This window comes from Halorientalis regularis, from assembly GCF_023698535.1.
GTDB lineage: Archaea > Halobacteriota > Halobacteria > Halobacteriales > Haloarculaceae > Halorientalis > Halorientalis regularis.
On sequence record NZ_JALJCL010000001.1, the window covers coordinates 390,499 to 415,424 of the forward strand.

Annotated in this window: 22 protein-coding genes and 1 pseudogene; 9 read left to right on the forward strand and 14 right to left on the reverse strand. The window is 67.1% G+C overall.

The genetic code is table 11. The features are described 5' to 3' along the window. Positions 1–54 precede the first annotated feature (54 nt). Positions 55–456: a DUF4260 domain-containing protein gene (locus tag MU521_RS02130; protein ID WP_092686448.1), complete on the forward strand. Its 402-nt coding sequence runs from the start codon at positions 55–57 to the stop codon at positions 454–456. Between the two features lie 12 nt (positions 457–468). Here the strand turns inward: MU521_RS02130 and MU521_RS02135 are convergent, their stop codons facing one another. Continuing rightward, complete coding sequence (locus tag MU521_RS02135; protein ID WP_092687454.1) at positions 469–1,689, reverse strand: TIGR04347 family pseudo-SAM/SPASM protein; 1,221 nt, start codon at positions 1,687–1,689, stop codon at positions 469–471. 225 nt (positions 1,690–1,914) lie between these two features. Here MU521_RS02135 and MU521_RS02140 point away from each other — a divergent pair, with 225 nt between their 5' ends. Both MU521_RS02140 and MU521_RS02145 read left to right on the forward strand, forming a co-directional pair. Beyond that, a complete protein-coding gene (locus tag MU521_RS02140) occupies positions 1,915–2,382 on the forward strand; it encodes a halocyanin domain-containing protein (RefSeq protein WP_245681114.1) in 468 nt (155 codons plus the stop codon). Positions 2,383–2,573: 191 nt separating this feature from the next. Then, on the forward strand, positions 2,574–2,849 hold the full coding sequence (locus tag MU521_RS02145) for a DUF7520 family protein (protein WP_092686446.1): 276 nt from the start codon (positions 2,574–2,576) through the stop codon (positions 2,847–2,849). Position 2,850: 1 nt separating this feature from the next. Here the strand turns inward: MU521_RS02145 and MU521_RS02150 are convergent, their stop codons facing one another. From MU521_RS02150 to MU521_RS02190, 9 genes are all read right to left on the reverse strand, one after another. After that, positions 2,851–4,467 carry a long-chain-fatty-acid--CoA ligase gene (locus tag MU521_RS02150; protein ID WP_092686445.1) on the reverse strand — a complete coding sequence of 539 codons (1,617 nt, stop codon included), beginning with the start codon at positions 4,465–4,467 and terminating at the stop codon, positions 2,851–2,853. A 75-nt stretch (positions 4,468–4,542) separates the two neighbouring features. Next, positions 4,543–6,891 carry an ATP-binding protein gene (locus MU521_RS02155; RefSeq protein WP_092686444.1) on the reverse strand — a complete coding sequence of 783 codons (2,349 nt, stop codon included), beginning with the start codon at positions 6,889–6,891 and terminating at the stop codon, positions 4,543–4,545. A gap of 139 nt (positions 6,892–7,030) precedes the next feature. Continuing rightward, the gene (locus tag MU521_RS02160; RefSeq protein ID WP_092686443.1) at positions 7,031–8,731 is read right to left on the reverse strand and encodes an acyl-CoA mutase large subunit family protein; all 1,701 of its coding nucleotides are present in this window, start codon (positions 8,729–8,731) and stop codon (positions 7,031–7,033) included. A gap of 53 nt (positions 8,732–8,784) precedes the next feature. After that, positions 8,785–9,561 carry a crotonase/enoyl-CoA hydratase family protein gene (locus MU521_RS02165; RefSeq protein ID WP_092686442.1) on the reverse strand — a complete coding sequence of 259 codons (777 nt, stop codon included), beginning with the start codon at positions 9,559–9,561 and terminating at the stop codon, positions 8,785–8,787. Positions 9,562–9,615: 54 nt separating this feature from the next. Continuing rightward, on the reverse strand, positions 9,616–10,422 hold the full coding sequence (locus MU521_RS02170) for a CBS pair associated ParBc domain-containing protein (protein WP_092686441.1): 807 nt from the start codon (positions 10,420–10,422) through the stop codon (positions 9,616–9,618). 54 nt (positions 10,423–10,476) lie between these two features. Beyond that, entirely contained in the window at positions 10,477–12,069 is a 1,593-nt protein-coding gene (locus MU521_RS02175; protein ID WP_217630088.1) for a DHH family phosphoesterase, read from the reverse strand. Between the two features lie 67 nt (positions 12,070–12,136). Continuing rightward, positions 12,137–12,565 (reverse strand): HTH-type transcriptional regulator LrpA1, encoded by a 429-nt coding sequence (gene lrpA1 / locus MU521_RS02180; RefSeq protein WP_092686440.1) that lies wholly within the window; start codon positions 12,563–12,565, stop codon positions 12,137–12,139. Positions 12,566–12,697: 132 nt separating this feature from the next. Next, on the reverse strand, positions 12,698–13,633 hold the full coding sequence (locus MU521_RS02185; protein WP_092686439.1) for a thiamine pyrophosphate-dependent enzyme: 936 nt from the start codon (positions 13,631–13,633) through the stop codon (positions 12,698–12,700). Positions 13,634–13,635: 2 nt separating this feature from the next. Continuing rightward, positions 13,636–15,540, reverse strand: a complete 1,905-nt coding sequence (locus tag MU521_RS02190) for a 2-oxoacid:acceptor oxidoreductase subunit alpha (protein WP_092686438.1) — start codon at positions 15,538–15,540, stop codon at positions 13,636–13,638. Positions 15,541–15,781: 241 nt separating this feature from the next. On the opposite strand from MU521_RS02190, the gene MU521_RS02195 reads away from it, so the two are divergent. The 3 genes and pseudogenes from MU521_RS02195 to MU521_RS02205 all read left to right on the forward strand — a co-directional run. Next, positions 15,782–16,501: a DICT sensory domain-containing protein gene (locus tag MU521_RS02195; protein ID WP_092686437.1), complete on the forward strand. Its 720-nt coding sequence runs from the start codon at positions 15,782–15,784 to the stop codon at positions 16,499–16,501. 598 nt (positions 16,502–17,099) lie between these two features. After that, on the forward strand, positions 17,100–17,651 hold the full coding sequence (locus MU521_RS21580) for a sensor histidine kinase (RefSeq protein WP_175452721.1): 552 nt from the start codon (positions 17,100–17,102) through the stop codon (positions 17,649–17,651). A 131-nt stretch (positions 17,652–17,782) separates the two neighbouring features. Then, positions 17,783–18,439, forward strand: a pseudogene (locus MU521_RS02205) (ABC transporter ATP-binding protein); the annotation flags it as partial. Here the strand turns inward: MU521_RS02205 and MU521_RS02210 are convergent. The 4 genes from MU521_RS02210 to MU521_RS02225 all read right to left on the reverse strand — a co-directional run bounded on the left by MU521_RS02210 (position 18,348) and on the right by MU521_RS02225 (position 22,049). Beyond that, the gene (locus MU521_RS02210; protein ID WP_349356954.1) at positions 18,348–18,605 is read right to left on the reverse strand and encodes an NAD-binding protein; all 258 of its coding nucleotides are present in this window, start codon (positions 18,603–18,605) and stop codon (positions 18,348–18,350) included. The pseudogene MU521_RS02205 and the gene MU521_RS02210 sit on opposite strands and share 92 nt — an antisense overlap. Positions 18,606–18,645: 40 nt before the next feature. Next, positions 18,646–19,074, reverse strand: a complete 429-nt coding sequence (lrpA1, locus tag MU521_RS02215; protein WP_092686440.1) for an HTH-type transcriptional regulator LrpA1 — start codon at positions 19,072–19,074, stop codon at positions 18,646–18,648. A gap of 132 nt (positions 19,075–19,206) precedes the next feature. Beyond that, positions 19,207–20,142: a thiamine pyrophosphate-dependent enzyme gene (locus tag MU521_RS02220; RefSeq protein WP_092686439.1), complete on the reverse strand. Its 936-nt coding sequence runs from the start codon at positions 20,140–20,142 to the stop codon at positions 19,207–19,209. Positions 20,143–20,144: 2 nt separating this feature from the next. After that, the gene (locus tag MU521_RS02225) at positions 20,145–22,049 is read right to left on the reverse strand and encodes a 2-oxoacid:acceptor oxidoreductase subunit alpha (RefSeq protein ID WP_092686438.1); all 1,905 of its coding nucleotides are present in this window, start codon (positions 22,047–22,049) and stop codon (positions 20,145–20,147) included. A 241-nt stretch (positions 22,050–22,290) separates the two neighbouring features. Between MU521_RS02225 and MU521_RS02230 the strand changes: the two genes are divergently transcribed. The 3 genes from MU521_RS02230 to MU521_RS02240 all read left to right on the forward strand — a co-directional run. After that, on the forward strand, positions 22,291–23,010 hold the full coding sequence (locus tag MU521_RS02230) for a DICT sensory domain-containing protein (RefSeq protein ID WP_092686437.1): 720 nt from the start codon (positions 22,291–22,293) through the stop codon (positions 23,008–23,010). A 598-nt stretch (positions 23,011–23,608) separates the two neighbouring features. Continuing rightward, complete coding sequence (locus MU521_RS21585; protein ID WP_175452721.1) at positions 23,609–24,160, forward strand: sensor histidine kinase; 552 nt, start codon at positions 23,609–23,611, stop codon at positions 24,158–24,160. 131 nt (positions 24,161–24,291) lie between these two features. Continuing rightward, the coding region (locus MU521_RS02240) for an ABC transporter ATP-binding protein (RefSeq protein WP_250864784.1) at positions 24,292–24,926 on the forward strand (635 nt) is incomplete at its 3' end.

Genomic DNA, 24,926 nt, shown 5'->3' on the forward strand with positions numbered 1-24,926 from the left:
CCGGCCGCCAGGCGTGGCAGATAGCTATATCTCCTCGACGCGCGTGACTATGACATGGACCCGCGACCGATACTCAGAGCGGAAGGGGTGGCGATTTTCGGCGTCGCGACGGCGGCGTACTTCTGGCTCGGCGGCCCACTCTGGCTGTTTCTCCTGCTGGCGCTCGCCCCCGACCTCGCGATGGTCGGGTACCTCGCAAGCCCGGCGAGCGGGAGCCGACTCTACAACGCCGCACACACGTACGTCGGGCCGCTCCTGCTCGGGGCCGCCGGCGTCTGGTGGGCCGCGCCGCTGGCAGTCTCCGTCGCGCTGGTGTGGACGGCCCACATCGGTGTCGACCGAGCCGTCGGCTACGGGCTGAAGTACCCGAGCGGATTCGGGGATACGCACCTGAGCCGGACGGGCGTGGCCGGGTCAGGGACCGCTCCGACCGTCGAGCCGGAGCCGAGCGACTGAGGTGGGGGTCGATCAGTCCGCCGGTTCCGGCCCGGTGTCGAAGACCGGACTGCCCCCCTCGATCTCGTCGTCGTGGAGGTAACACTGCGGATCGGGGGCGAACGGGTCGTCGTGGACCGACAGGGCGCGGAGTCTGGAGCCACCGCGACAGACGGACTGGTAGGCACAGTCGGCGCACTTGCCTTTGAGATGGGCCTCGCGGTTGCGCAGTTTCCGCAGGAGCGGGTTCGACTCGTCCTCCCAGATCGCGCCGAACGGGCGGTCTCTGACGTTGCCCAGCGAGTAGTTCTGCCAGAACTGCGTGAGGTGGACGTTGCCCTGGTAGTCCACGTCCGCGACGCGCTCGCCGGTCGGGTCGCCGCCGTTGACCTGCAGGTACCGGTAGATCCGCTCGGCGGCGGCCTCGCTCAGGTGCTCGCGGGCGTACTCGACGAGGAATCCGGCGTCGGCGTAGTTACCGACGAGCAGGGTCTCGATCTCCTCGCCGCGGGCGTGGTACTCGCGGGTCATGTCACAGACGGTCCGGACGGCTTCGCGGCGCTCGGCGGGCGTGAGGTCGACGTCCCGGATCTCGTCGCCGCGGCCGCCGTAGTCGAGGTGGTAGAAACAGAACCGGTCGAGGCCGGCCTCGTGGAGCAGGGCGACCACGTCTTCGAGGTCGTCGGCGTTGGCCTCGGTGATCGTATAGCGAAGCCCGGTCTTGAGGCCGGCCGACTGGCAGGCCTCGATCCCCCGGAGCGCGGCGTCGAACGCCCCCTCCTCCCCGCGGAACGCATCGTTGCGCTCGGGGAGGCCGTCGACGGAGACGCCGGCGTACTTGAGGCCGGCGGCTTTCAGGTCGCGGGCGCGCTCCTCGGTGATGAGCGTCCCGTTGGTCGAGAGGACGGGGCGAATTCCCGCGTCGGCGGCGTAGGCGACGAGTTCTTCGAGGTCCTCGCGGACGAGGGGTTCGCCACCCGAGAACAGGACCACGGGCACGCCGTAGTCGGCCAGGTCGTCGAGGAGGCGTTTACCCTCGGTCGTCGAGAGTTCGCCGGGGGCACACTCGGTGTCGGCGGCGGCGTAGCAGTGGTCACAGTAGAGGTTGCACTGTTTGGTCGTGTTCCAGACGACGACCGGGCGGCGCTGTTTCTCCGCGCGGATCTGCTCGCGGTCGGACTCGTCGGCGGCGTCGTACCGCAGACCGTCGCCCTCCGCGTCCAGGTCACAGAGGAGTTTGCTGACCGAGATCATCGGTCCACCCCTGCCGTCGGCGACCGGTCGGGACCCACGATACTGCGGGCGCGAGTCTGCAGTCTCGGCCACATACGTGAGCGAAGGGAACACGTTCACAAACAGCCACTGTGCGTTCTCACACCCTGGGAACGGATCCTTCTCTTTACCCGTGTCCACCACTGAGTGCCTACCGAGGTGACCAGTGAGATGGAGAGACGTACGTTCGTGCGTGGTATCGGAGCGATGACAGTGGCCGGCGCGCTGGCAGGTTGTAGCGGTGGCGGGAACAACGGTGACGGCGGCGACGACGGCGGCGACGGGAACAACACCACCACGAGCGGCGGTGGCGGTGCCAGCGTTCCTGGCGAAGTCGACACCTACCTGAGCGACAACGACGCGAACGGGTACGACGGCTCCGCGGCCGACATGACCGGCCAGGATACCGTCGAGATCAGCGTCGGTGCCGGGGACCGAGGGTACGCCTTCGACCCCGCCGCAGCCGTGGTCTCGGCCGGGACGGAAGTGACGTGGGTCTGGACGGGCAACGGCGGCCAGCACAACGTCGTTTCGACCGACGACGCGTTCGAGAGCGAGCGCCAGTCCAGCGCCGGCGCGACCTTCGCACACACCTTCGAGGAGGCCGGCAACTACACCTACTACTGCGTTCCCCACGAGGCGCTGGGCATGCACGGCGCGGTCATCGTCGAGTAGCGGTCTCGATCTCCCACTTTTTCGGTGCGCTCGTGGCGATCAGCATCGGCTCAGCTGACGACCAGCACGAACCCCGTCACGAACATCAGCAGTGCGATCCCGGCCAGGACCAGAAAGAGCAGGTCTTTCTCGGACATTAGCTTCCAGTAGGAAGTGAAACGGCTAATTACCTTCGTCTCTAACTGCGGCCAATGACAGACACGGTCACCCGGTCCCCGGCCGGTCGCCCGGGCACTCGCGTCGTCATGTTCATCTACGTCGTCATCGTCGCCATCGCTGGCGTGATGGGCTTCATCCTCGGGAACGCCCGCCCCGAGGACCTCGATCCGGAGCTGTTCGGTTTCATCCAGTTGCCGCCGAACGCCTTTGGAACCGCCCTGTACGGGATGCTGACGGTCGCCATCGGGCTGGGCATCATGCTCGGGCTGGTGATCTACGTCTCGGATCGATACGCGGGGAGCGAGTGACCTACCCCTGCCCGACCATGCTGTCCTCGTCGTCCCACTCGCGCTCGCGCAACTCGTACTTCTGAATCTTCCCGGTCGCCGTGGTCGGGAGGTCCGCGACGAACTCGAACCGGCGAACGATCTTGTAGCCGGCCAGCCGCGACTCACAGAACTGCTTGAGTTCGTCCGTCGAGACCGGCGGGTTCTCGGGGTCGTCGTTGGCCGGGACGACGAACGCTTTGGGCGTCTCCCCCCACTCCTCGCTGGGCGCGGGGATGACCGCCACCTGACTCACCGCGTCGTGTTCGTAGAGGGTGTCCTCCAGTTCGATGCTGGAGATGTTCTCCCCGCCCGAGATGATGATATCCTTCTTGCGGTCCTGAATCGAGATCATCCCGTTGTCGTCGACGACGGCGAGGTCGCCGGTGTGGTAGTAGCCTTCGATCCGGTCGGTGAAGGCCTCCTCGGTCGCGTCGGGCTCGTTCCAGTAGCGGTCCATCACCTGATTGCCCCGGACGACGACCTCGCCGATGGTCTCGTCGTCCCACGGGACTTCCGTGCCGTCCTCGTCGACGACGCGCACGTCCGTCCCGAGATAGCCCAGTCCCTGCCGTTTCTTGATCTTGAACCGGGCGTCGCTGTCGTCGTACAGCCGGCGGGCGTCGGAGGTGGTGATGAGCGGGCCGGTCTCGGTCGCGCCGTAGACGTGTTTGAGGTGCCAGCCGAACTCGTCTTCGACCGTCCGGATGGTGGCCTCCGGCGGCGCGCTCCCGGCAGTGGCGATGCGGACCTCGTTCGCGCCCGTAGTCGCCACGTCGCCGTCCTCGCTCTCGTAGTGATCGCTCAGCATGTTCAACACGGTCGGCGCACCGCACATGTAGGACACGTCCTCTTCGGCGACGGTGTCGAAGATCCACCCGGCGTCGACACCGCGAGTACAGACGTGGGTCGCGCCCATGCCGGTGACGGCGTAGATGTGGCCCCAGCCGTTGACGTGGAACATCGGCAGGGTCCAGAGGTACACGTCGTCGTCGCGAATCTCCTGATGGACGGAGACGAGGTACGCGTGGATCGTCTCGGTCCGGTGGGTCCGGACGACACCCTTGGGGTCGCCGGTCGTCCCCGACGTGTAGTTGATCGTGATGTCGTCGTCCTCGTCCATCTCGGGCCGGTCGTAGTCGGTGCCGGCGGCGTCGATCACCTCGTCGAAACTCTCCCAGTCGCCCTCGACCGCGTCGGCGTCGTTCGTGACGAAGGTTTCGGTCGGTACGGCGTCCCGGACGGCCTCGATCCGGTCGGCGTACTCGTGGTCCGCGTAGATGGCGTCGACCTCGGCGTCGGTCAGGATGTACTCGAAGTCGTCGGGAACCAGCCGGTAGTTCAGGGGTGTGTGGACCGCACCGACCTGCATGCTCCCGTAGGCGGCTTCGAGGTGGTAGTGGGTGTTGGGGTCCAGTACCGCCACCCGGTCGCCTTTCTCGATGCCCCGGTCCTGGAGGAACGCCGAGAAACCGTCGGCACGCTCGCCCAGTTCGTCGTAACTGTACCGCTCCCCGGTCGTCGCGACGACCGCTTCCTCGTCGCCGTAGTGGCGTCGTGCCCGATCCAGAAAGTCCGTGACCAGCAGTGGTTTTTCCATCGCGCCTCGCAAAACGGGGGAAAACCTAATAGAAGTTTTCAACGATCCCGCCGCGTGGGAACGACCGTTCGGATTTCAACGGTCGGCAGTCGCGTCGCGGTCGGCGGGCAGGGACAGCGCGACCACCGAGCCGTCCGGCCCGGCTTCGGGGACCGAAATCGAGCCGCCCGCCGCGGTGACGACCCAGTTGGCCAGCCACAGCCCGAGGCCGCTGCCGTGATCCAGCGGCGTCTCGGAGCCGCCTTCCAGCACGGCGCTGTCCTGTTCGGGGAGGCCCGGACCCTCGTCGGCGACCCGAACCGTCACGTCGTCGCCGTCGCTGTCGATGTCGACGGCGACGGTCGGCGCGTCCGTCGTCGCGTGTTTGATCGCGTTCTCCAGTAGCTCGCGGATGGCCACGTCGAGCGTCGGTTCGACGGCGGCCACGGCGTCGGCGTCCCCCCTGACGGTGATCCTCGCGTCGGGGTGCGCCTCGGCCAGCGACTCGATCACCCGGTCGATCAGCGGACCGATCTCGACGCTGTCGGCGTCGGGATCGCGCTCGTCGAGCTGGCCGAAGGTCCGGGCCTTCTCACCCAGTTCCGTCAGGCCGCGAGCCGTATCGAGAATGCGCGCGAGGTGGGCCTGCTCGTCGCCCGACGCCATCGCGTCTTCGAGCATCGAGGCCCGCCCGATGATGACGTTCATGTCGTTGCGGATGTTGTGCCGGAGGACGCGGTTGAAGACGCTCAGGGCCTGCTCGCGGTGTTTCCGGTCGCGCACGTCGCGAACGCTCGCGAGGACGTGGTCGGTGTCGTCGAGTTCGAGTTCGGCGGCCGACACCTCGACCGGGATGCGGCTGCCGTCGCGGTGCCGGAGGAGGAGTTCGTCGGCCCGCGCGCGGCCGGTGTCCAGTGCCGTCGCGACCAACTGCTGGAACGCGTCGAGGTCGTCGCGACAGATCGTCGACGGCGCGATAGTCCGCAGGGCCGACCGGTCGTAGCCCAGCAGCTCACACACCCGGTCGTTGCAGTCGACGAGGGCGTCGGCGTCGGGATCGACGAGGAGCAGGCCGTCGCTGGCCGACTCGAACATCCGCCTGAACCGCTCGCGTGCGGTCCGGAGCCGGTCGATCCACTCGGTCCGTTCGAGGGCCGCCACGACGTTCGAGCCGAGCATCCCGGCCATCGACCGGTCGATCCCGTCGAAGGCCGCGGCCGTCCCGGACCCGGCGACCAGCACGCCCTCGGTGTCCAGCGGCACGACCACCAGACTCCGCGTGGGCTCGGCGAATCCGGTCCCGTCCAGCCCGTCGGCGTCGTCGTACTGGCACAGGTCGCCGTCGTCCAGTGCGTCCCAGAGGCAGGTCCCCTGGCCGTCTGCCCGGTCGAGCGGATCCGGCACGGTCGGACAGCCCTGACTCGCGGCCGCCCGCAGGGTCGTCCCGGGATCGTCGTCCACGAGCCACACGCGGGTCCGGGGTGCGTCGAGCGCGGCCACGGCGACCGCGGCGGCCGTCTCACAGACCGAGTCGACGGTCGTCGCCCGCATCAGGTCGGCGGTGCCGTCGTGGAGCGCGTCCAGTGCCGTCCCGCGACGCGTCCGTTCGAGTTCGTGGCTGAGCCACCGCGCGACGAGACTGACGAACGCCCGTTCGGCCTCGCTGAAGGGGCCGTGTGGCGACCGATCCATGAAACAGACAGTGCCGTACAGCGATCCGCCGACCGTGATGCGAGCGCCGAGATAACACTCGATATCTTTTGCCTCGTAGGCCGGGTCGCCGAGCCAGCCCTGTTCGGCGGCGTGGTTGAACGCCAGTACGTCGTCGGACTCGATGGTTCGCCGGCAGAACGTCGTCGGGAGGTCCATCAATTCCCCGGGTTCGATGGGCAATTCGCCGACGCTCGCGACCACCTCGTACCGTTCCGGGTCGCGGTCGATGGTCGAGAGGTGTGCGTTCTCGACGCCGAGCCTGTCGAGGCCGATCTCGAGGATGCGGTCGGCCTTCGCCTCGAAGGCGAGTGTCTCGTCGGTCGCCACGTCGTAGAGGTCACGCAGGTACCGCCCGTCGGCGGGCACGTCGGGCGTCGGCAAGTCGGCGCGTGTTCGCCGTCCCCGTACGACGCCACGCACACGATTGGCCAGCGCCGTGTAGCGATCTTCGTCGGCGACCACCACGTCGGTCGCATCGGCCTCGGTCGCCCGGGGACGGACCTCCGGCGCGTCGGTCGGCGTCGTGAGGACGACGAGGGGCACGTCGTCCCGGTCGCCGAGCGATTCCCAGTCGGACGCAGCGAGTGGCGCGACGGCGACGACACAGTCCGGCACTGTCCCGTCGTCAGCGGCGACGGTCACGTCGTCGTAGACGGTTTCGAGAGCCCGCAAAACGTCACCGCGGACCGCCTCGCTGTCGGTGACGACCTGCGTCGTGAGTCGAGCCGTCATCCCTGAAGTGGTACCCGGGTGCTGGCGCGGGACCGGCCGCCTGCAGACCGCGTGGAGAGCCTCGTTCGGTCAGTCATACTCTCCCCGAGGAACGGAACCAGCATCAAAGTACGGGACGCTTCGTGACCCGAGACCCGCGTTAAGCCAGTCCGACGGTCTCCTGGTAGGAGCCGTGGTGGTCCTCGAAGACGCCCATGATCTCGCCCATCGTCGCGTAGGCTTTCACCGCGTCGACGATGGCTGGCATGACGTTCTCGCCGTTCTCGATGGCCGCGCGCACGTCCGCCAGGGCGTCGTCGACCGCGCCGTCGTCGCGCTCGGCTTTCACCGCGGCCAGGCGCTCGCGCTGGCGCTCGCCGGTCGTCTCGTCGACCCGCAACAGGTCCGGCGACGTGTCCTCGTCGATGGTGTACCGGTTGACGCCGACGACCACCTCCTCGCCCTCGTCGACGCGCTCCTGGTACTCGTAGGCCGCGTCCTGAATCTCGCGGTGGAAGTAGCCGTCCTCGATGCCTTTCAGCACGCCGTCCCGGACCGAGCCGTCGCCCATCTCCCTGATCTCTTCGAGGTACGCCATCGTCTCGGCCTCGACCTCGTCGGTCAGGGCCTCGATGGCGTAGCTCCCGCCCATCGGGTCCACGATGTCGGCCGCGCCGGACTCCTCGGCGATGATCTGCTGGGTTCGCAGGGCGACCCGGACCGCCTCCTCGCTGGGCAGAGCCAGCGCCTCGTCGAAGCTGTTGGTGTGGAGGCTCTGGGTCCCGCCCAGCACGCCCGCCAGCGCCTGGATCGTCACGCGGACGATGTTGTTGAGCGGCTGTTGGGCCGTCAGGGACTGTCCGGCGGTCTGGGTGTGGAACTTCATCTGTTTCGCCGCGTCGCTCTCGGCGTCGTACCACTCGTCCATCAGTCGGGCGTAGATGCGCCGCCCCGCCCGGAACTTCGCCACCTCCTCGAAGATGGAGTTGTGCGAGTTGAAGAAGAAGGACAGCTGGGGACCGAAGGCGTCGATATCGAGGCCACGATCCAGACAGTCCTCGACGTAGGCGAAGCCGTCCGCGAGGGTAAAGGCCAGTTCCTGCACCGCCGTCGACCCGGCCTCCCGGATGTGATAGCCCGACACCGAGACGGGCTTGAACTTGGGCGTCTCCTCGACGGCGAACTCGATCACGTCGGTCACGATGTCCAGCGAGGCCGCCGGGGGCACCACCCACTCCTTCTGCGCGATGAACTCCTTGAGCATGTCGTTCTGGAGGGTCCCCCGGATCTCCTCGCGGGGGACGCCCTGCCGGTCGGCCAGCGCCAGATACATCGCGTAGATCACCGGCGCGCTCGGGTTGATGGTGAAGGAGGTCGAGACCTCGCCGAGGTCGATCCCGTCGAACAGGATCTCCATGTCCCGGAGCGTGTCGACGGCGACACCCTCACGACCCACCTCGCCCTGACTCATCCGGTCGTCGCTGTCCAGTCCCATCAGACTCGGCATGTCGAACGCCACCGAGAGGCCGGTCTGCCCCTCGTCGATCAGGTAGTGAAAGCGCTCGTTGGTCTCCTCCGCCGTCCCGAAGCCGGCGAACTGCCGCATCGTCCAGGTCCGACCCCGGTACATCGTCGGGTAGACCCCGCGCGTGTACGGTTCTTCGCCGGGGAACCCCAGGTCGTCGCCGTAGTCGAGGTCGGCCACGTCCTCGGGGGTGTACAGCCGGTCGACCTCGTGGTTCGAGACAGTCGCGAATCGGTCCTGCCGTTCGCCGTGACGCTCCAGCACTGGGTCGAGCGTCTCGCGCTCCCACTCCTCGCGGTCGTCTCGGATGGCCGCGAGGTCGTCCTCGTCGTACATGGCAGTCAATTACACACGGGGCCGGTTTAACGGTTCGGCCGGAGTGGCGAGGTTCACTCCGTCGAACCGGGCGGGTCCTCGCCGTCCGCATCCTCGATCCCTTCGCCGTGTCGCCCCTCGCCACTGGCGAACCGCTCGGCCCCCTCGTGGGCCGTCGACAGCGACCGGTTCCCGTGCCAGGCCTCGACTTTCAGCCCCTCGTCCAGCGGGAGGCCCGCGCCGTCGTACACCGCCGCCCGATCCGTCCGGACGGTCTGTTGGGGGAACTCGGCGATGGTCTCGGCCATCTCCCGGGCCGCGTCGAGCGCGTCGCCGTCGTCGACGACGCGGTTGACTAGCCCCCACTCGCGGCCCTCCTCGGCCTCGACGGGGCGACCGGTGAGGATCATCTCCAGCGCGCGACCCTGCCCGACGACGCGGGGGAGGCGCTGGGTACCACCGTCGACCAGCGGCACGCCGAAGCGGCGCTCGAAACAGCCGAACGTGGCGCTCTCGCCCGCGACGCGTAAATCACACCACAGCGCCATCTCCAGGCCACCGGCGATACAGTGGCCCTCGACGGCCGCGATGGTGGGCTTGTCGACCGTGGTCCGGGTGAAGCCGAGCCATCCCTCGGGGCCGTCTTCCAGATCCATCTTTTCGAGGTCCGCGCCCGCCGAGAACGTCTCCTCGTCGCCGGTCAGGACGCCGACGGCGGCGTCCTCGTCGTCGTCGAACCGTTCCCAGGCGGCCCGGAGTTCCCGCGCCGTCTCGCCGTCGATTGCGTGTTTCGCGTCCGGACGATCTATCGAGACGACGGCGACCGGGCCGTCACGCTCGTAGCTGACCATGGTACGCGCTCACAGTACGGGGGAGCAGTGATAGAACTACGGGGCGAAGCGAGTTCAGGCCTCCTCGTCCTGCAGCCGCTTGGTCGTCTCCACGAGTGGGTGGTGGGCGTACTCGACTTCCTCGATGTCGTCGATGGAGTCGAGGTTTTCCTTCCGTGCGGTTTCGGCCATCCCGAGTTCGACCCGCTCGTCGATGACGATGACGTAGGCGTCCATCTCCTCGATGCCGAGGCTGTCGGCGGCCTTGACGCGGTGGTGGCCGTCGGCCAGCAGGAACTCCCCGTCGTTGTCGATGACGACGAGGGGCTCGGCCAGTCCCCGCTCCAGTTCGTAGCGCCGCCCCTCCAGCTCGTCGGCGTATACGCGGCTCTGTGTCGGCGTAAGCTTCTCCAGGGGGACCTCGCGGCGGTCCTCGCGGGCCTCGATCCCGTGGATCGTTTCGAGGGTACGCTGGAGTTTGTCGACCTTGCCGGGCGTGGCGCGTTCGATCTGACTGCGGATCACGTCGGCGTTGGAGATGATTCCGACGAGGTTGCCCGCGTCGTCGACGACGGGGAGCCGCTGGATGCCCGACCGGAGGATGACGCGCCCGGCGTCGTTGAGCTTCATGTCGGGATGGGCGACCAGCAGGTCCTGTGTCATGACCTTGAAAATGGGGTCGTGGTCCTCCGCGAGCAGGAGGTCGCGGGCGCTGATGAACCCCTCGACGTGGCGGCCGTCACAGACCGGAAACCCGCTGTGGGTGTCGTCGCTGTCGGCGATCCGGCGGGCGACCGCTTCGACCGTGTCGTCGGGCGAGACGGTCGCCACGTCCCTGGTCATGTAGTCTTTGACCCGTGGCTTCTCGTCCTCGGAATCCATCGTCCGTGACATCTCCCCGCGCCGGGAAAACCCCTTCGGCGAGCGGACTCGCGATCACCAGCCACCGTCTTCGGTCGCGAACGGACCGCCGAGCAGCAGCCCAGTTCGCTCGCCCGGCGGGCGCTCCCGGAGCGCCTCGAAGAACCGCTCGGTCACGAACTCCTCGAGGTCGGCGGCGAGTTCGGTACCGTCGGCACTCCCCTGCTCCCCGTCTTCTCCGTCCGCGACCGCAGTCTCGTCGTCGGCGTCTGCCCCCTCGACTTCCGCCACGGCGTCCTCGCCGTCGTCGCTCCGCTCGGACGCGTCGCGGTCGCTGTCGGGGTCCAGTGCAGTGTCGATGGCGGGGATCTGTGCGCCGGCCATGTCGGCGTGCCCGCCGGCGCTCCCGATCTGGTCGAACGCCGAGCGCAGCGTCTCGCCCAGGTCGAGATCGGTCCCGCGAGCGCGGCCGGAGACGTAGATCACGCCGTCGATGATGCCGTAGACGACGGTCGCCTGCACCCCCTCCAGATTCAGCAGGCGGTCGGCAGCCTGTGCGAGGGCGTCGCGGGCGTTCAACTCGCCGACGCAACTGGTCAGGACGGGACCGCGGCGCTGGCGGTTGCCGATGGCTCGCGCGATGGTCTCGAAGGTGTCGCCGCTGATCGACGGGGACTCGATCCGGTCGAGCGTACCCATGTCGGCGGCCCGGACGACCGTCGCCGCCGCCTCGAAGTCGGCCGTCGAGACCTCCCGGCTGAAGTCGTTCGTGTCGATCCGGATGCCAAAGAGCAGGCCGGTCGCCACGTCCTCCTCGATGGTGATGCCGAACTGGTCGAGATACTGGACCAGCAGGGTGCTGGTCGCGCCGACGTTGCTCCGGAGATCGACGAATCGGGCGTCGACCGGCGCACGGGGCGGGTGGTGGTCGATGACGATGTCGACGGGCGTGTCCTCGGGCAACTGGTCGTTGACGCCCGGCCGGGAGTGATCGACCAGTGCGAACCCGCCGAACCGGTCGAGGTCGGCGTCGGGTTCCAGTCGAGTGAGGTCGAACTCGAGGAGGTTGACGAAGGCCCGGTTCTCCTGATGGGAGATGCGCCCGTAGTAACACACCTCGGCCTCGACGCCCAGCACTGCCGCGATCCGCTGGAGTGCCACCGCGCTCGCGATGGCGTCCGGATCGGGGTTGTCGTGGGCGACGATGGCCAGCGGCTCCTCGATCTCCCAGAACGCCTGGCGGAGCTTCCGGGTCTGGAGCCCGTCGTCACCGATCCGGCGGCCGAGGAAGTCGGCGGTCGCCGCCCCCGGTTCGACCAGCGTGTCCGTCAGGTCACGGAGTCGTTCGAGGACGCCCGAGTCGGGTTCGAGGCCGGCGAAGGCAAAGAGCATCGCGTCCGGGGCGGCCTCGCTGGCGACCGAGGCGCGGCGGTAGTTCTCTCGGGGGTCGTCACCGGCGACGACGACCGTGTCGACGCCGTCGGCGTGTTCGCTCAGGGCCGCGGTGTCGAGACGGTCCACGTGCGTCGCGGCGACGCCTTCCTCGCGCAGGCGCTCGACGCGCCGCTCGTTCTCTTCGAGGACCGACACCGTTCCCGGCCTGTCCGCGAGCGCCGAGACGAGGTCGTAACCGACCGATCCACACCCCACGACCAGCCGGGTTTCCATGTCTCTCCATGACGGACGAGCGGTCATAAACCTTCGATTTCGGCCGAGCCGCGTCCACGGAGACGCGTTACTTCAGCCGTTCCTGGAGGAAAGAGGGGTGAGCGGCGGCGACGCCGTCGCGGGCGACGATCTCCTCGTTGATCACGTCACCCAGCGCGTCGCCGTCGGAGGCGTGGACCTCCGCCATCAGCGTGTGGTCGCCACTGGACGTGTAGAGGGAGTCGATGGCGTCGATCTCTTTGAGTTCCCGGGTCACCTCGACGTAGCGTTCGCTCTCCACGTCGATCCCCACCAGCGCGATGGACTTGGAGGCGAGTTTCTTCGGGTCCACGTCCGCTGAATAACCCACGATCACACCCTCGTCTTCGAGTTGCTGGATGTATTTTCGCACCGTAGGCTTGGACACGTCGGCCCGCTCGGCGATCTCTGCGTAGGAGGCCTGTGCGTCCTCCTCGAGGACGGACAGGATGCGCTCCTCCGTGGACTCGGCTGCCATAGTCAAAGGTTTTGCGTCCGAGAAAAAATATCTTCCGAACCCGAAAACGGGTCGAACAGGCAGAAAGTTTCGCCTCACGAACCGAAAGGAAAGCGGGAACGAGAGAGCCCCGGGACGGTCACCGTCGGAATTTCAGCGGTGGTGGTGGAGCAGGTCCGCCGAGCGCTCCCACTCGCTGTCTTCGTCGAGGTACCGCTCCGCGAGGGGGTCCTCGGGCATCTCCTCTGTGGCCCGCTTCTCCGCGCCGTAGGATGGGCGGTCGCTGTCCACGTAGAACCGGCCCGTGAGGACCTCGCCCTCGTAGAGGCGGGACTCGGCGTCGTACATCGCCTCGGCGGCCTCGCGCCGGTCGGTCACGTCGAAGTCGAACTCGTCCGACTCCTGTACGTCCGTGTAGGGGACGTACTGCTTTGCATCCTTGTTCCAGGTGGGACACTGGGTGAGGAAGTCGACGTGGGCGAACCCGTCGTGTTCGATGGCCTCGATCAGGATCTCCTTTGCCTGGTTCGGGTTGACCGCCGCGGTGCGGGCGATGTAGGACGAGCCCGACGCCAGCGACAGCGACATGGGCCGCACGGGGTCCTTGGCACTGCCGTGGGGCTGGGTCTTTGATTTGTGACCCTTCGGACTCGTGGGGGAGGTCTGGCCCTTCGTCAGCCCGAAGATCTCGTTGTTGAACACGATGTAGGTCATGTCGTGGTTCTCCCGGGCGGTGTGCATGAAGTGGTTGCCGCCGATGCCGTAGCCGTCGCCGTCGCCACCGGCCGCGATCACCTCCAGTCCCGGGTTGGCTAGCTTGGCTGCCCGCGCGACGGGCAGGGAGCGGCCGTGGATGCTGTGGAAGCCGTAGCTCTCGAAGTACGATGAGAGCTTGCCCGAACAGCCGATGCCGGTCACCAGCAGGGTCTCGTCGGGCGTGCGGCCCACCTCGGGCATGGCCTGTTTCAGCGCCTTCAGAACGCCGAAGTCGCCACAGCCCGGGCACCACGTCGCCTGCGGTTCGATGCCGGGTGTGAACTCGTCGCGGTCGATCTCGCGGTCCTCGCCGATTGCACTGAATACACTCATGGTTAGTCACCTGCCGCGGGGACGAACTTCGTTCCCTCCGGGATCGCGGCGTCCCGGGAGACGATGCGCTCGAAGCCCTCGACGATCTCGTAGGGCTCGAAGGCCTCGCCGTTGTACTTCAGGAGGCTGTTGAGCTTCGGCCCGAATCGGCCGAGTTCCTTCTGGGTCAACCCCCGGAACTGCGCCGAGGCGTTCATCTCGACGACCAGACACGACTCCACGGATTCGAGGAAGTCGGTCACCTCCTGTTCGGGGTAGGGGAGCATCTCGCTGACGCCGAGGGCCTTCACCGACTCCCCGGCGTCGGTCAGCTGGTCGACGGCCTCGAAGACGGTGTCCTGCTGACTGCCCCACACCAGCAGGCCGTAGTCGGCGTCCTCGGGGCCGTAGTGGGTCTGATGGGAGCCCTCTCCGTCGTCCAGTTCTTCGCGGATGGAGTCGAGTTTCGACATCCGGCGGTCCATCTGTGCGACCCGGTTGGTCGGGCTCTCGCTGATGTGGCCCTCCGGGGTGTGTTCGTTGCCCGACGCGAGGAAGCGGCCGTCCTTCTGGCCGGGGATCGACCGCGGGCTCGCGCCGTTCTCGGCGTCGTGCTGGTAGCGTTTGAACTTCCCCGACTCGTGGTGGGCCGCCTCCCGGATCTCCTCCTCGGTGAGGACGCTGCCCGGGTCGGCGTTCGGTTCGCGGTCGAAGAACGATTCGTCGACGTTGCGCATCTCGCCCGAGAGCTTCTGATCGATGACGACGATGGCCGGGAGCTGGTACTCGTAGGCCAGCCGGAAGGCCGCGCGGGTCTGCTCGTAACACTCCCGGACGTTGGCGGGCGCAAACACGACCCGACAGGAGTCGCCCTGACTCGTGTAGAGGATGTGTTCGAGGTCGGCCTGCTCGGGTTTGGTCGGCATCCCCGTGGAAGGACCAGCCCGCATCGCCTCGATCAACACGATGGGCGTCTCGGTCATCTCCGCGAGGCCGAGCGGTTCGGACATCAGCGCGAACCCGCCGCCGGAGGACCCGGACATGGCCTTGACGCCGGCGTGGGAGGCCCCGACAGCGAGCGACGCCGCGGCGATCTCGTCCTCGACCTGTTCGGCGATACCGCCGAACTTGGGGAGGTGCTGGGAGAGGATGGTGAACACGTCGGTCCAGGGGGTCATCGGGTAGCCCGCGATGAACCGACAGCCCTCGTCGATAGCGCCGTAGGCGACGGCGTTGCTCCCGGACATGAGGACCTGCTGTTCGTCGTGGTCGCCGGTGGGGACGCGGAGGTCGTGGGTGACCTCGTACTCCTCGCGCACCGAGTCGTAGGCGCGTTCGAGGATGTCGAGGTTGGCCTGGAGTACGTCGCCGGTCATCGCGTCCTCCATCAGGTCCTCGATGTGCTGGAGGTCCATATCGAGCAAGGCGGCGGTCGCGCCGACGCCGGCGGTGTTTCGCATCACCTCACGCCCGTGTTCGCGAGCGAGGCCCCGTAGGTCGAGGGAGTAGACGTGCCAGTCGTTCTCCTGGGCCCTCGCTTCCAGGTCGAGGTCGGCACGCTCCAAGGTCTCCTCGTCGAGCAGCCCCTCGTCGTAGACGATCACGCCGCCCTCGTTGAGGTCGTCCAGGTTCTCCGAGAGCGGTTTGATCTCCTCGTTGCCGTAGACGGTGTCGGCCCCTTCCTGTGGATTGCGGGCGAAGCTGTCGCCAAGCGCCAACAGGAAGTTGAAGCCGTTCCCCCGCGACCGAACGGGGTCGGCGTCGGACCGTACCTCCACGTAGGTGTGGCCGCCCCGAATCCGTGAGGGGTAGTGCCGGTGTGTGAACACGTCGAGTCCCGCGCGCATCAGCGCCTTGGCGAAGTTCTGGCTCGTGGAATCGATTCCGTCGCCGGAGCCACCAGCGATGCGCCACATTAGTTCTGTCATGATAAATCAGTGGCCGAATCGGCCGCCCTAGCTGAAAAACGGCGCGCCGGAACAAAAGAGTTTGCGACGCGTTACCACACATTAATCATGACAGTTGCACTGGATTCACACAGTCGAGAGATGGGGGCGGAGCCGGCCGATCCGGAGGGCGGCGCGCGTCTTCGGAATCCGAGAGGTCGCGGTAGTACGGCAACGTCTCGCAAACGATTTACGCACCGAGGACGTGGATCTGACGAAGCGAATGTCTCTTTCGGAACTGATCGCGGGTGTCGAGGAACACGAGAAGACGCTGACGGTTTTCAACGCGGGCGAGGACGTAGTCGCGGCGTTTCGCGAGCGGTTCGCGGACCGGAACGTGACGGTCAGGCAGGAGTCGACACCGAGCGGGAAACCGGGCGAGTTCGTCACCCTCAGCGAGGACGGCGAGGTGTTGACGGCGACCAGTATCACCGATCTCCAGCGGATGATCGAGGACTCGGACGTGGCGCTGGGCCTCGCGGACAGCCCGTACCAGCCGATCCTCGATCACATGGACGAGACCATGTTCACCTCCTGGAGCATCGAGCAGATGGTCGCGGCCTCCCGGGAAATCGAAGACCGGGCCTGGCGGGTCGGCAACGGATCGCTCCACGCCGGGTTCCAGTACCTCTCGACGCTCCGCGGCGAACTACCCGTCTACGAGCGACTCGGCTCGAAGAACCTCGACGTGCACGCGTACGCCGCCCCCGACGAGGACCCGCCGGAACACGAAGGGTTCACCCTCCACATCGAACGCGCCGAGGAGATCGAGAAGTCGTGGTTCGTCGTCTTCGATGGCGACGGGGTCGACGAGAGCAAGTGCGCCCTGCTGGCCGAGGAGCGCGATCCCCGGGAGTTCTACGGCTTCTGGACGTACGATTCCGACACCGTCGACTGGATAATCGACCACCTCGACTCCACCTACGGCGTCCTTGAACAGTAGTCCGTTTCGGCCGCCGAGCCGAGACCGACACTTCTTGCTGTCGGTGACTCAGGGGGAGCATGAACTGTTCGTCCGATCTTCTCCGTTCGGCCGTCAAACAACGTGGCTCTCCGGAACGCAGGCGATGAACGTGAGGCGACTGCTGGCGGGCGGGTCGATCATCTCTGACCGGCGTCGGCGTCCTCGGTCCGACCCTGCTGGCCCTCCTCGGCAGTAGTCTGGGCCTGAACGGGAGTCTCGTCGCAGGTACCGGCGTCGTCCTCGGCCTCCTGCTCGTGGTCGGCGGCGGCTGGCTCGCTCGGAGCGACCTCGCGGGCACCCGGGCGCTCCGGGTCGCGGGCTGGAACCTGCTCGGACTGGTCGCGCTCGGGACCGTCCTCCTGCTAGTGCTCGCCTATCCCGGCGCGACGGTGCCGCCGTTCGTCGCCGCGGTGGTTCTCGGCGTCAGCGCGGTCGCACACGTCCTGATCGGCGTCAACGACGTGCGGCGCATCCGGGCCGGCGAACTCGCAAGGAACGCGAGAAACTGGCCGTTCTCAACCGGCTGCCCCGGCACAACCACCGGAACGACACGCAGGTCATCATCGGGCTCGCGGACGTGCTCGCCGACAAGATCGAGGACGAAGACCTGGCCGATATCGCCCGGAAACTCCGGGGGAACGCCGAGGGGGTCGCCGGGTTCAACGACACGCTTAAAGACGACCAGGAAGCCGTCGAACATGACCCCGGGACCGATTCGGTCGTCGCCCTCGACGCCCTCGTAGAGCGCGTCGTCGCCGAGGCCGGGGGCGCCGCGACGGTCGAGGTCGACGTGCCCGACGGGCTGGCGGTCCGGGCGGACGATCACCTGGAGACGGCGCTGTCCCACCACGTCGCGAACAGCGTCGAGTACGCCGGCGAGGACCCCGACATCACGGTTTCGGCACGGCAAGAGGGCAACCACGTCGTCTGTACCGTCGCCGACGACGGCCCGGGCATCCCGGCCATCGAGCGGGAGGTTGTCCTCGGTGAACGGGACATCGCCCGGCTCGAACACGGGACCGGGCTGGGCCTCTGGACCGTCAGAGCGATCACGGAGTCCTACGGCGGCGAGATGTCGACCCGGAGCGAGGACGGCGCGGCCGTGGACCTCCGCCTGCCGGCGGCCTGAGTGTCGGACCGGAAAGCCCATGAATTCGGGTGCACGACGCCCGGTATGGACGGTCCCCTGTCCAGTGGCGCCCCTCCACGCACAGCGACGGTGAGCGACCCCGCCCGGCGAAGTCCGGTGGTGACCTGACTGTGCCCACCATCGAGACCCGCGGGCTGACGAAGTCCTTCGGCGACGTAGACGCCGTCCTCGACCTCGACCTCACGGTCGAGGAGGGCGAGGTCTTCGGCTTCCTCGGGCCCAACGGCGCGGGGAAGTCGACCACGATCAACCTCCTGCTCGACTACATCCGCCCCACGAGTGGGCGCGTCGAGGTGTTCGGGATGGACGCCCAGCGACACCCGGCGAAGATCCGCGAGCGTGTGGGCGTTCTGCCCGAGGGGTACGGCTTCGACGACCCACTCACGGGTCGGGAGTACCTCGACTGGGCGATCCGGACGAAAGACGCCGACGACGACCCAGCGGAACTACTCGACCTGGTGAGCCTGACCGACGACGCCGGCCGGATGGCCACCGACTACTCCAAGGGGATGCAACAGCGCCTCGCGTTCGCAATGGCGCTGATCGACGACCCGGACTTGTTGATCCTCGACGAACCGTCCACCGGACTCGACCCCAACGGCATCCGGACGATGCGGGAAACCGTGGCCGACGTGGCCGCCGAGGGAACGACGGTGTTCTTCTCGAGCCACCACCTCAACGAGGTCGAGGCGGTCTGTGATCGCGTCGGCGTGCTGAACGAGGGCGAACTGGTCGCGGTCGACAGTCGAGACGGTCCACGTGCGTCGCGGCGACGCCTTCCTCGCGCAGGCGCTCGACGCGCCGCTCGTTCTCTTCGAGGACCGACACCGTTCCCGGCCTGTCCGCGAGCGCCGAGACGAGGTCGTAACCGACCGATCCACACCCCACGACCAGCCGGGTTTCCATGTCTCTCCATGACGGACGAGCGGTCATAAACCTTCGATTTCGGCCGAGCCGCGTCCACGGAGACGCGTTACTTCAGCCGTTCCTGGAGGAAAGAGGGGTGAGCGGCGGCGACGCCGTCGCGGGCGACGATCTCCTCGTTGATCACGTCACCCAGCGCGTCGCCGTCGGAGGCGTGGACCTCCGCCATCAGCGTGTGGTCGCCACTGGACGTGTAGAGGGAGTCGATGGCGTCGATCTCTTTGAGTTCCCGGGTCACCTCGACGTAGCGTTCGCTCTCCACGTCGATCCCCACCAGCGCGATGGACTTGGAGGCGAGTTTCTTCGGGTCCACGTCCGCTGAATAACCCACGATCACACCCTCGTCTTCGAGTTGCTGGATGTATTTTCGCACCGTAGGCTTGGACACGTCGGCCCGCTCGGCGATCTCTGCGTAGGAGGCCTGTGCGTCCTCCTCGAGGACGGACAGGATGCGCTCCTCCGTGGACTCGGCTGCCATAGTCAAAGGTTTTGCGTCCGAGAAAAAATATCTTCCGAACCCGAAAACGGGTCGAACAGGCAGAAAGTTTCGCCTCACGAACCGAAAGGAAAGCGGGAACGAGAGAGCCCCGGGACGGTCACCGTCGGAATTTCAGCGGTGGTGGTGGAGCAGGTCCGCCGAGCGCTCCCACTCGCTGTCTTCGTCGAGGTACCGCTCCGCGAGGGGGTCCTCGGGCATCTCCTCTGTGGCCCGCTTCTCCGCGCCGTAGGATGGGCGGTCGCTGTCCACGTAGAACCGGCCCGTGAGGACCTCGCCCTCGTAGAGGCGGGACTCGGCGTCGTACATCGCCTCGGCGGCCTCGCGCCGGTCGGTCACGTCGAAGTCGAACTCGTCCGACTCCTGTACGTCCGTGTAGGGGACGTACTGCTTTGCATCCTTGTTCCAGGTGGGACACTGGGTGAGGAAGTCGACGTGGGCGAACCCGTCGTGTTCGATGGCCTCGATCAGGATCTCCTTTGCCTGGTTCGGGTTGACCGCCGCGGTGCGGGCGATGTAGGACGAGCCCGACGCCAGCGACAGCGACATGGGCCGCACGGGGTCCTTGGCACTGCCGTGGGGCTGGGTCTTTGATTTGTGACCCTTCGGACTCGTGGGGGAGGTCTGGCCCTTCGTCAGCCCGAAGATCTCGTTGTTGAACACGATGTAGGTCATGTCGTGGTTCTCCCGGGCGGTGTGCATGAAGTGGTTGCCGCCGATGCCGTAGCCGTCGCCGTCGCCACCGGCCGCGATCACCTCCAGTCCCGGGTTGGCTAGCTTGGCTGCCCGCGCGACGGGCAGGGAGCGGCCGTGGATGCTGTGGAAGCCGTAGCTCTCGAAGTACGATGAGAGCTTGCCCGAACAGCCGATGCCGGTCACCAGCAGGGTCTCGTCGGGCGTGCGGCCCACCTCGGGCATGGCCTGTTTCAGCGCCTTCAGAACGCCGAAGTCGCCACAGCCCGGGCACCACGTCGCCTGCGGTTCGATGCCGGGTGTGAACTCGTCGCGGTCGATCTCGCGGTCCTCGCCGATTGCACTGAATACACTCATGGTTAGTCACCTGCCGCGGGGACGAACTTCGTTCCCTCCGGGATCGCGGCGTCCCGGGAGACGATGCGCTCGAAGCCCTCGACGATCTCGTAGGGCTCGAAGGCCTCGCCGTTGTACTTCAGGAGGCTGTTGAGCTTCGGCCCGAATCGGCCGAGTTCCTTCTGGGTCAACCCCCGGAACTGCGCCGAGGCGTTCATCTCGACGACCAGACACGACTCCACGGATTCGAGGAAGTCGGTCACCTCCTGTTCGGGGTAGGGGAGCATCTCGCTGACGCCGAGGGCCTTCACCGACTCCCCGGCGTCGGTCAGCTGGTCGACGGCCTCGAAGACGGTGTCCTGCTGACTGCCCCACACCAGCAGGCCGTAGTCGGCGTCCTCGGGGCCGTAGTGGGTCTGATGGGAGCCCTCTCCGTCGTCCAGTTCTTCGCGGATGGAGTCGAGTTTCGACATCCGGCGGTCCATCTGTGCGACCCGGTTGGTCGGGCTCTCGCTGATGTGGCCCTCCGGGGTGTGTTCGTTGCCCGACGCGAGGAAGCGGCCGTCCTTCTGGCCGGGGATCGACCGCGGGCTCGCGCCGTTCTCGGCGTCGTGCTGGTAGCGTTTGAACTTCCCCGACTCGTGGTGGGCCGCCTCCCGGATCTCCTCCTCGGTGAGGACGCTGCCCGGGTCGGCGTTCGGTTCGCGGTCGAAGAACGATTCGTCGACGTTGCGCATCTCGCCCGAGAGCTTCTGATCGATGACGACGATGGCCGGGAGCTGGTACTCGTAGGCCAGCCGGAAGGCCGCGCGGGTCTGCTCGTAACACTCCCGGACGTTGGCGGGCGCAAACACGACCCGACAGGAGTCGCCCTGACTCGTGTAGAGGATGTGTTCGAGGTCGGCCTGCTCGGGTTTGGTCGGCATCCCCGTGGAAGGACCAGCCCGCATCGCCTCGATCAACACGATGGGCGTCTCGGTCATCTCCGCGAGGCCGAGCGGTTCGGACATCAGCGCGAACCCGCCGCCGGAGGACCCGGACATGGCCTTGACGCCGGCGTGGGAGGCCCCGACAGCGAGCGACGCCGCGGCGATCTCGTCCTCGACCTGTTCGGCGATACCGCCGAACTTGGGGAGGTGCTGGGAGAGGATGGTGAACACGTCGGTCCAGGGGGTCATCGGGTAGCCCGCGATGAACCGACAGCCCTCGTCGATAGCGCCGTAGGCGACGGCGTTGCTCCCGGACATGAGGACCTGCTGTTCGTCGTGGTCGCCGGTGGGGACGCGGAGGTCGTGGGTGACCTCGTACTCCTCGCGCACCGAGTCGTAGGCGCGTTCGAGGATGTCGAGGTTGGCCTGGAGTACGTCGCCGGTCATCGCGTCCTCCATCAGGTCCTCGATGTGCTGGAGGTCCATATCGAGCAAGGCGGCGGTCGCGCCGACGCCGGCGGTGTTTCGCATCACCTCACGCCCGTGTTCGCGAGCGAGGCCCCGTAGGTCGAGGGAGTAGACGTGCCAGTCGTTCTCCTGGGCCCTCGCTTCCAGGTCGAGGTCGGCACGCTCCAAGGTCTCCTCGTCGAGCAGCCCCTCGTCGTAGACGATCACGCCGCCCTCGTTGAGGTCGTCCAGGTTCTCCGAGAGCGGTTTGATCTCCTCGTTGCCGTAGACGGTGTCGGCCCCTTCCTGTGGATTGCGGGCGAAGCTGTCGCCAAGCGCCAACAGGAAGTTGAAGCCGTTCCCCCGCGACCGAACGGGGTCGGCGTCGGACCGTACCTCCACGTAGGTGTGGCCGCCCCGAATCCGTGAGGGGTAGTGCCGGTGTGTGAACACGTCGAGTCCCGCGCGCATCAGCGCCTTGGCGAAGTTCTGGCTCGTGGAATCGATTCCGTCGCCGGAGCCACCAGCGATGCGCCACATTAGTTCTGTCATGATAAATCAGTGGCCGAATCGGCCGCCCTAGCTGAAAAACGGCGCGCCGGAACAAAAGAGTTTGCGACGCGTTACCACACATTAATCATGACAGTTGCACTGGATTCACACAGTCGAGAGATGGGGGCGGAGCCGGCCGATCCGGAGGGCGGCGCGCGTCTTCGGAATCCGAGAGGTCGCGGTAGTACGGCAACGTCTCGCAAACGATTTACGCACCGAGGACGTGGATCTGACGAAGCGAATGTCTCTTTCGGAACTGATCGCGGGTGTCGAGGAACACGAGAAGACGCTGACGGTTTTCAACGCGGGCGAGGACGTAGTCGCGGCGTTTCGCGAGCGGTTCGCGGACCGGAACGTGACGGTCAGGCAGGAGTCGACACCGAGCGGGAAACCGGGCGAGTTCGTCACCCTCAGCGAGGACGGCGAGGTGTTGACGGCGACCAGTATCACCGATCTCCAGCGGATGATCGAGGACTCGGACGTGGCGCTGGGCCTCGCGGACAGCCCGTACCAGCCGATCCTCGATCACATGGACGAGACCATGTTCACCTCCTGGAGCATCGAGCAGATGGTCGCGGCCTCCCGGGAAATCGAAGACCGGGCCTGGCGGGTCGGCAACGGATCGCTCCACGCCGGGTTCCAGTACCTCTCGACGCTCCGCGGCGAACTACCCGTCTACGAGCGACTCGGCTCGAAGAACCTCGACGTGCACGCGTACGCCGCCCCCGACGAGGACCCGCCGGAACACGAAGGGTTCACCCTCCACATCGAACGCGCCGAGGAGATCGAGAAGTCGTGGTTCGTCGTCTTCGATGGCGACGGGGTCGACGAGAGCAAGTGCGCCCTGCTGGCCGAGGAGCGCGATCCCCGGGAGTTCTACGGCTTCTGGACGTACGATTCCGACACCGTCGACTGGATAATCGACCACCTCGACTCCACCTACGGCGTCCTTGAACAGTAGTCCGTTTCGGCCGCCGAGCCGAGACCGACACTTCTTGCTGTCGGTGACTCAGGGGGAGCATGAACTGTTCGTCCGATCTTCTCCGTTCGGCCGTCAAACAACGTGGCTCTCCGGAACGCAGGCGATGAACGTGAGGCGACTGCTGGCGGGCGGGTCGATCATCTCTGACCGGCGTCGGCGTCCTCGGTCCGACCCTGCTGGCCCTCCTCGGCAGTAGTCTGGGCCTGAACGGGAGTCTCGTCGCAGGTACCGGCGTCGTCCTCGGCCTCCTGCTCGTGGTCGGCGGCGGCTGGCTCGCTCGGAGCGACCTCGCGGGCACCCGGGCGCTCCGGGTCGCGGGCTGGAACCTGCTCGGACTGGTCGCGCTCGGGACCGTCCTCCTGCTAGTGCTCGCCTATCCCGGCGCGACGGTGCCGCCGTTCGTCGCCGCGGTGGTTCTCGGCGTCAGCGCGGTCGCACACGTCCTGATCGGCGTCAACGACGTGCGGCGCATCCGGGCCGGCGAACTCGCAAGGAACGCGAGAAACTGGCCGTTCTCAACCGGCTGCCCCGGCACAACCACCGGAACGACACGCAGGTCATCATCGGGCTCGCGGACGTGCTCGCCGACAAGATCGAGGACGAAGACCTGGCCGATATCGCCCGGAAACTCCGGGGGAACGCCGAGGGGGTCGCCGGGTTCAACGACACGCTTAAAGACGACCAGGAAGCCGTCGAACATGACCCCGGGACCGATTCGGTCGTCGCCCTCGACGCCCTCGTAGAGCGCGTCGTCGCCGAGGCCGGGGGCGCCGCGACGGTCGAGGTCGACGTGCCCGACGGGCTGGCGGTCCGGGCGGACGATCACCTGGAGACGGCGCTGTCCCACCACGTCGCGAACAGCGTCGAGTACGCCGGCGAGGACCCCGACATCACGGTTTCGGCACGGCAAGAGGGCAACCACGTCGTCTGTACCGTCGCCGACGACGGCCCGGGCATCCCGGCCATCGAGCGGGAGGTTGTCCTCGGTGAACGGGACATCGCCCGGCTCGAACACGGGACCGGGCTGGGCCTCTGGACCGTCAGAGCGATCACGGAGTCCTACGGCGGCGAGATGTCGACCCGGAGCGAGGACGGCGCGGCCGTGGACCTCCGCCTGCCGGCGGCCTGAGTGTCGGACCGGAAAGCCCATGAATTCGGGTGCACGACGCCCGGTATGGACGGTCCCCTGTCCAGTGGCGCCCCTCCACGCACAGCGACGGTGAGCGACCCCGCCCGGCGAAGTCCGGTGGTGACCTGACTGTGCCCACCATCGAGACCCGCGGGCTGACGAAGTCCTTCGGCGACGTAGACGCCGTCCTCGACCTCGACCTCACGGTCGAGGAGGGCGAGGTCTTCGGCTTCCTCGGGCCCAACGGCGCGGGGAAGTCGACCACGATCAACCTCCTGCTCGACTACATCCGCCCCACGAGTGGGCGCGTCGAGGTGTTCGGGATGGACGCCCAGCGACACCCGGCGAAGATCCGCGAGCGTGTGGGCGTTCTGCCCGAGGGGTACGGCTTCGACGACCCACTCACGGGTCGGGAGTACCTCGACTGGGCGATCCGGACGAAAGACGCCGACGACGACCCAGCGGAACTACTCGACCTGGTGAGCCTGACCGACGACGCCGGCCGGATGGCCACCGACTACTCCAAGGGGATGCAACAGCGCCTCGCGTTCGCAATGGCGCTGATCGACGACCCGGACTTGTTGATCCTCGACGAACCGTCCACCGGACTCGACCCCAACGGCATCCGGACGATGCGGGAAACCGTGGCCGACGTGGCCGCCGAGGGAACGACGGTGTTCTTCTCGAGCCACCACCTCAACGAGGTCGAGGCGGTCTGTGATCGCGTCGGCGTGCTGAACGAGGGCGAACTGGTCGCGGTCGACAG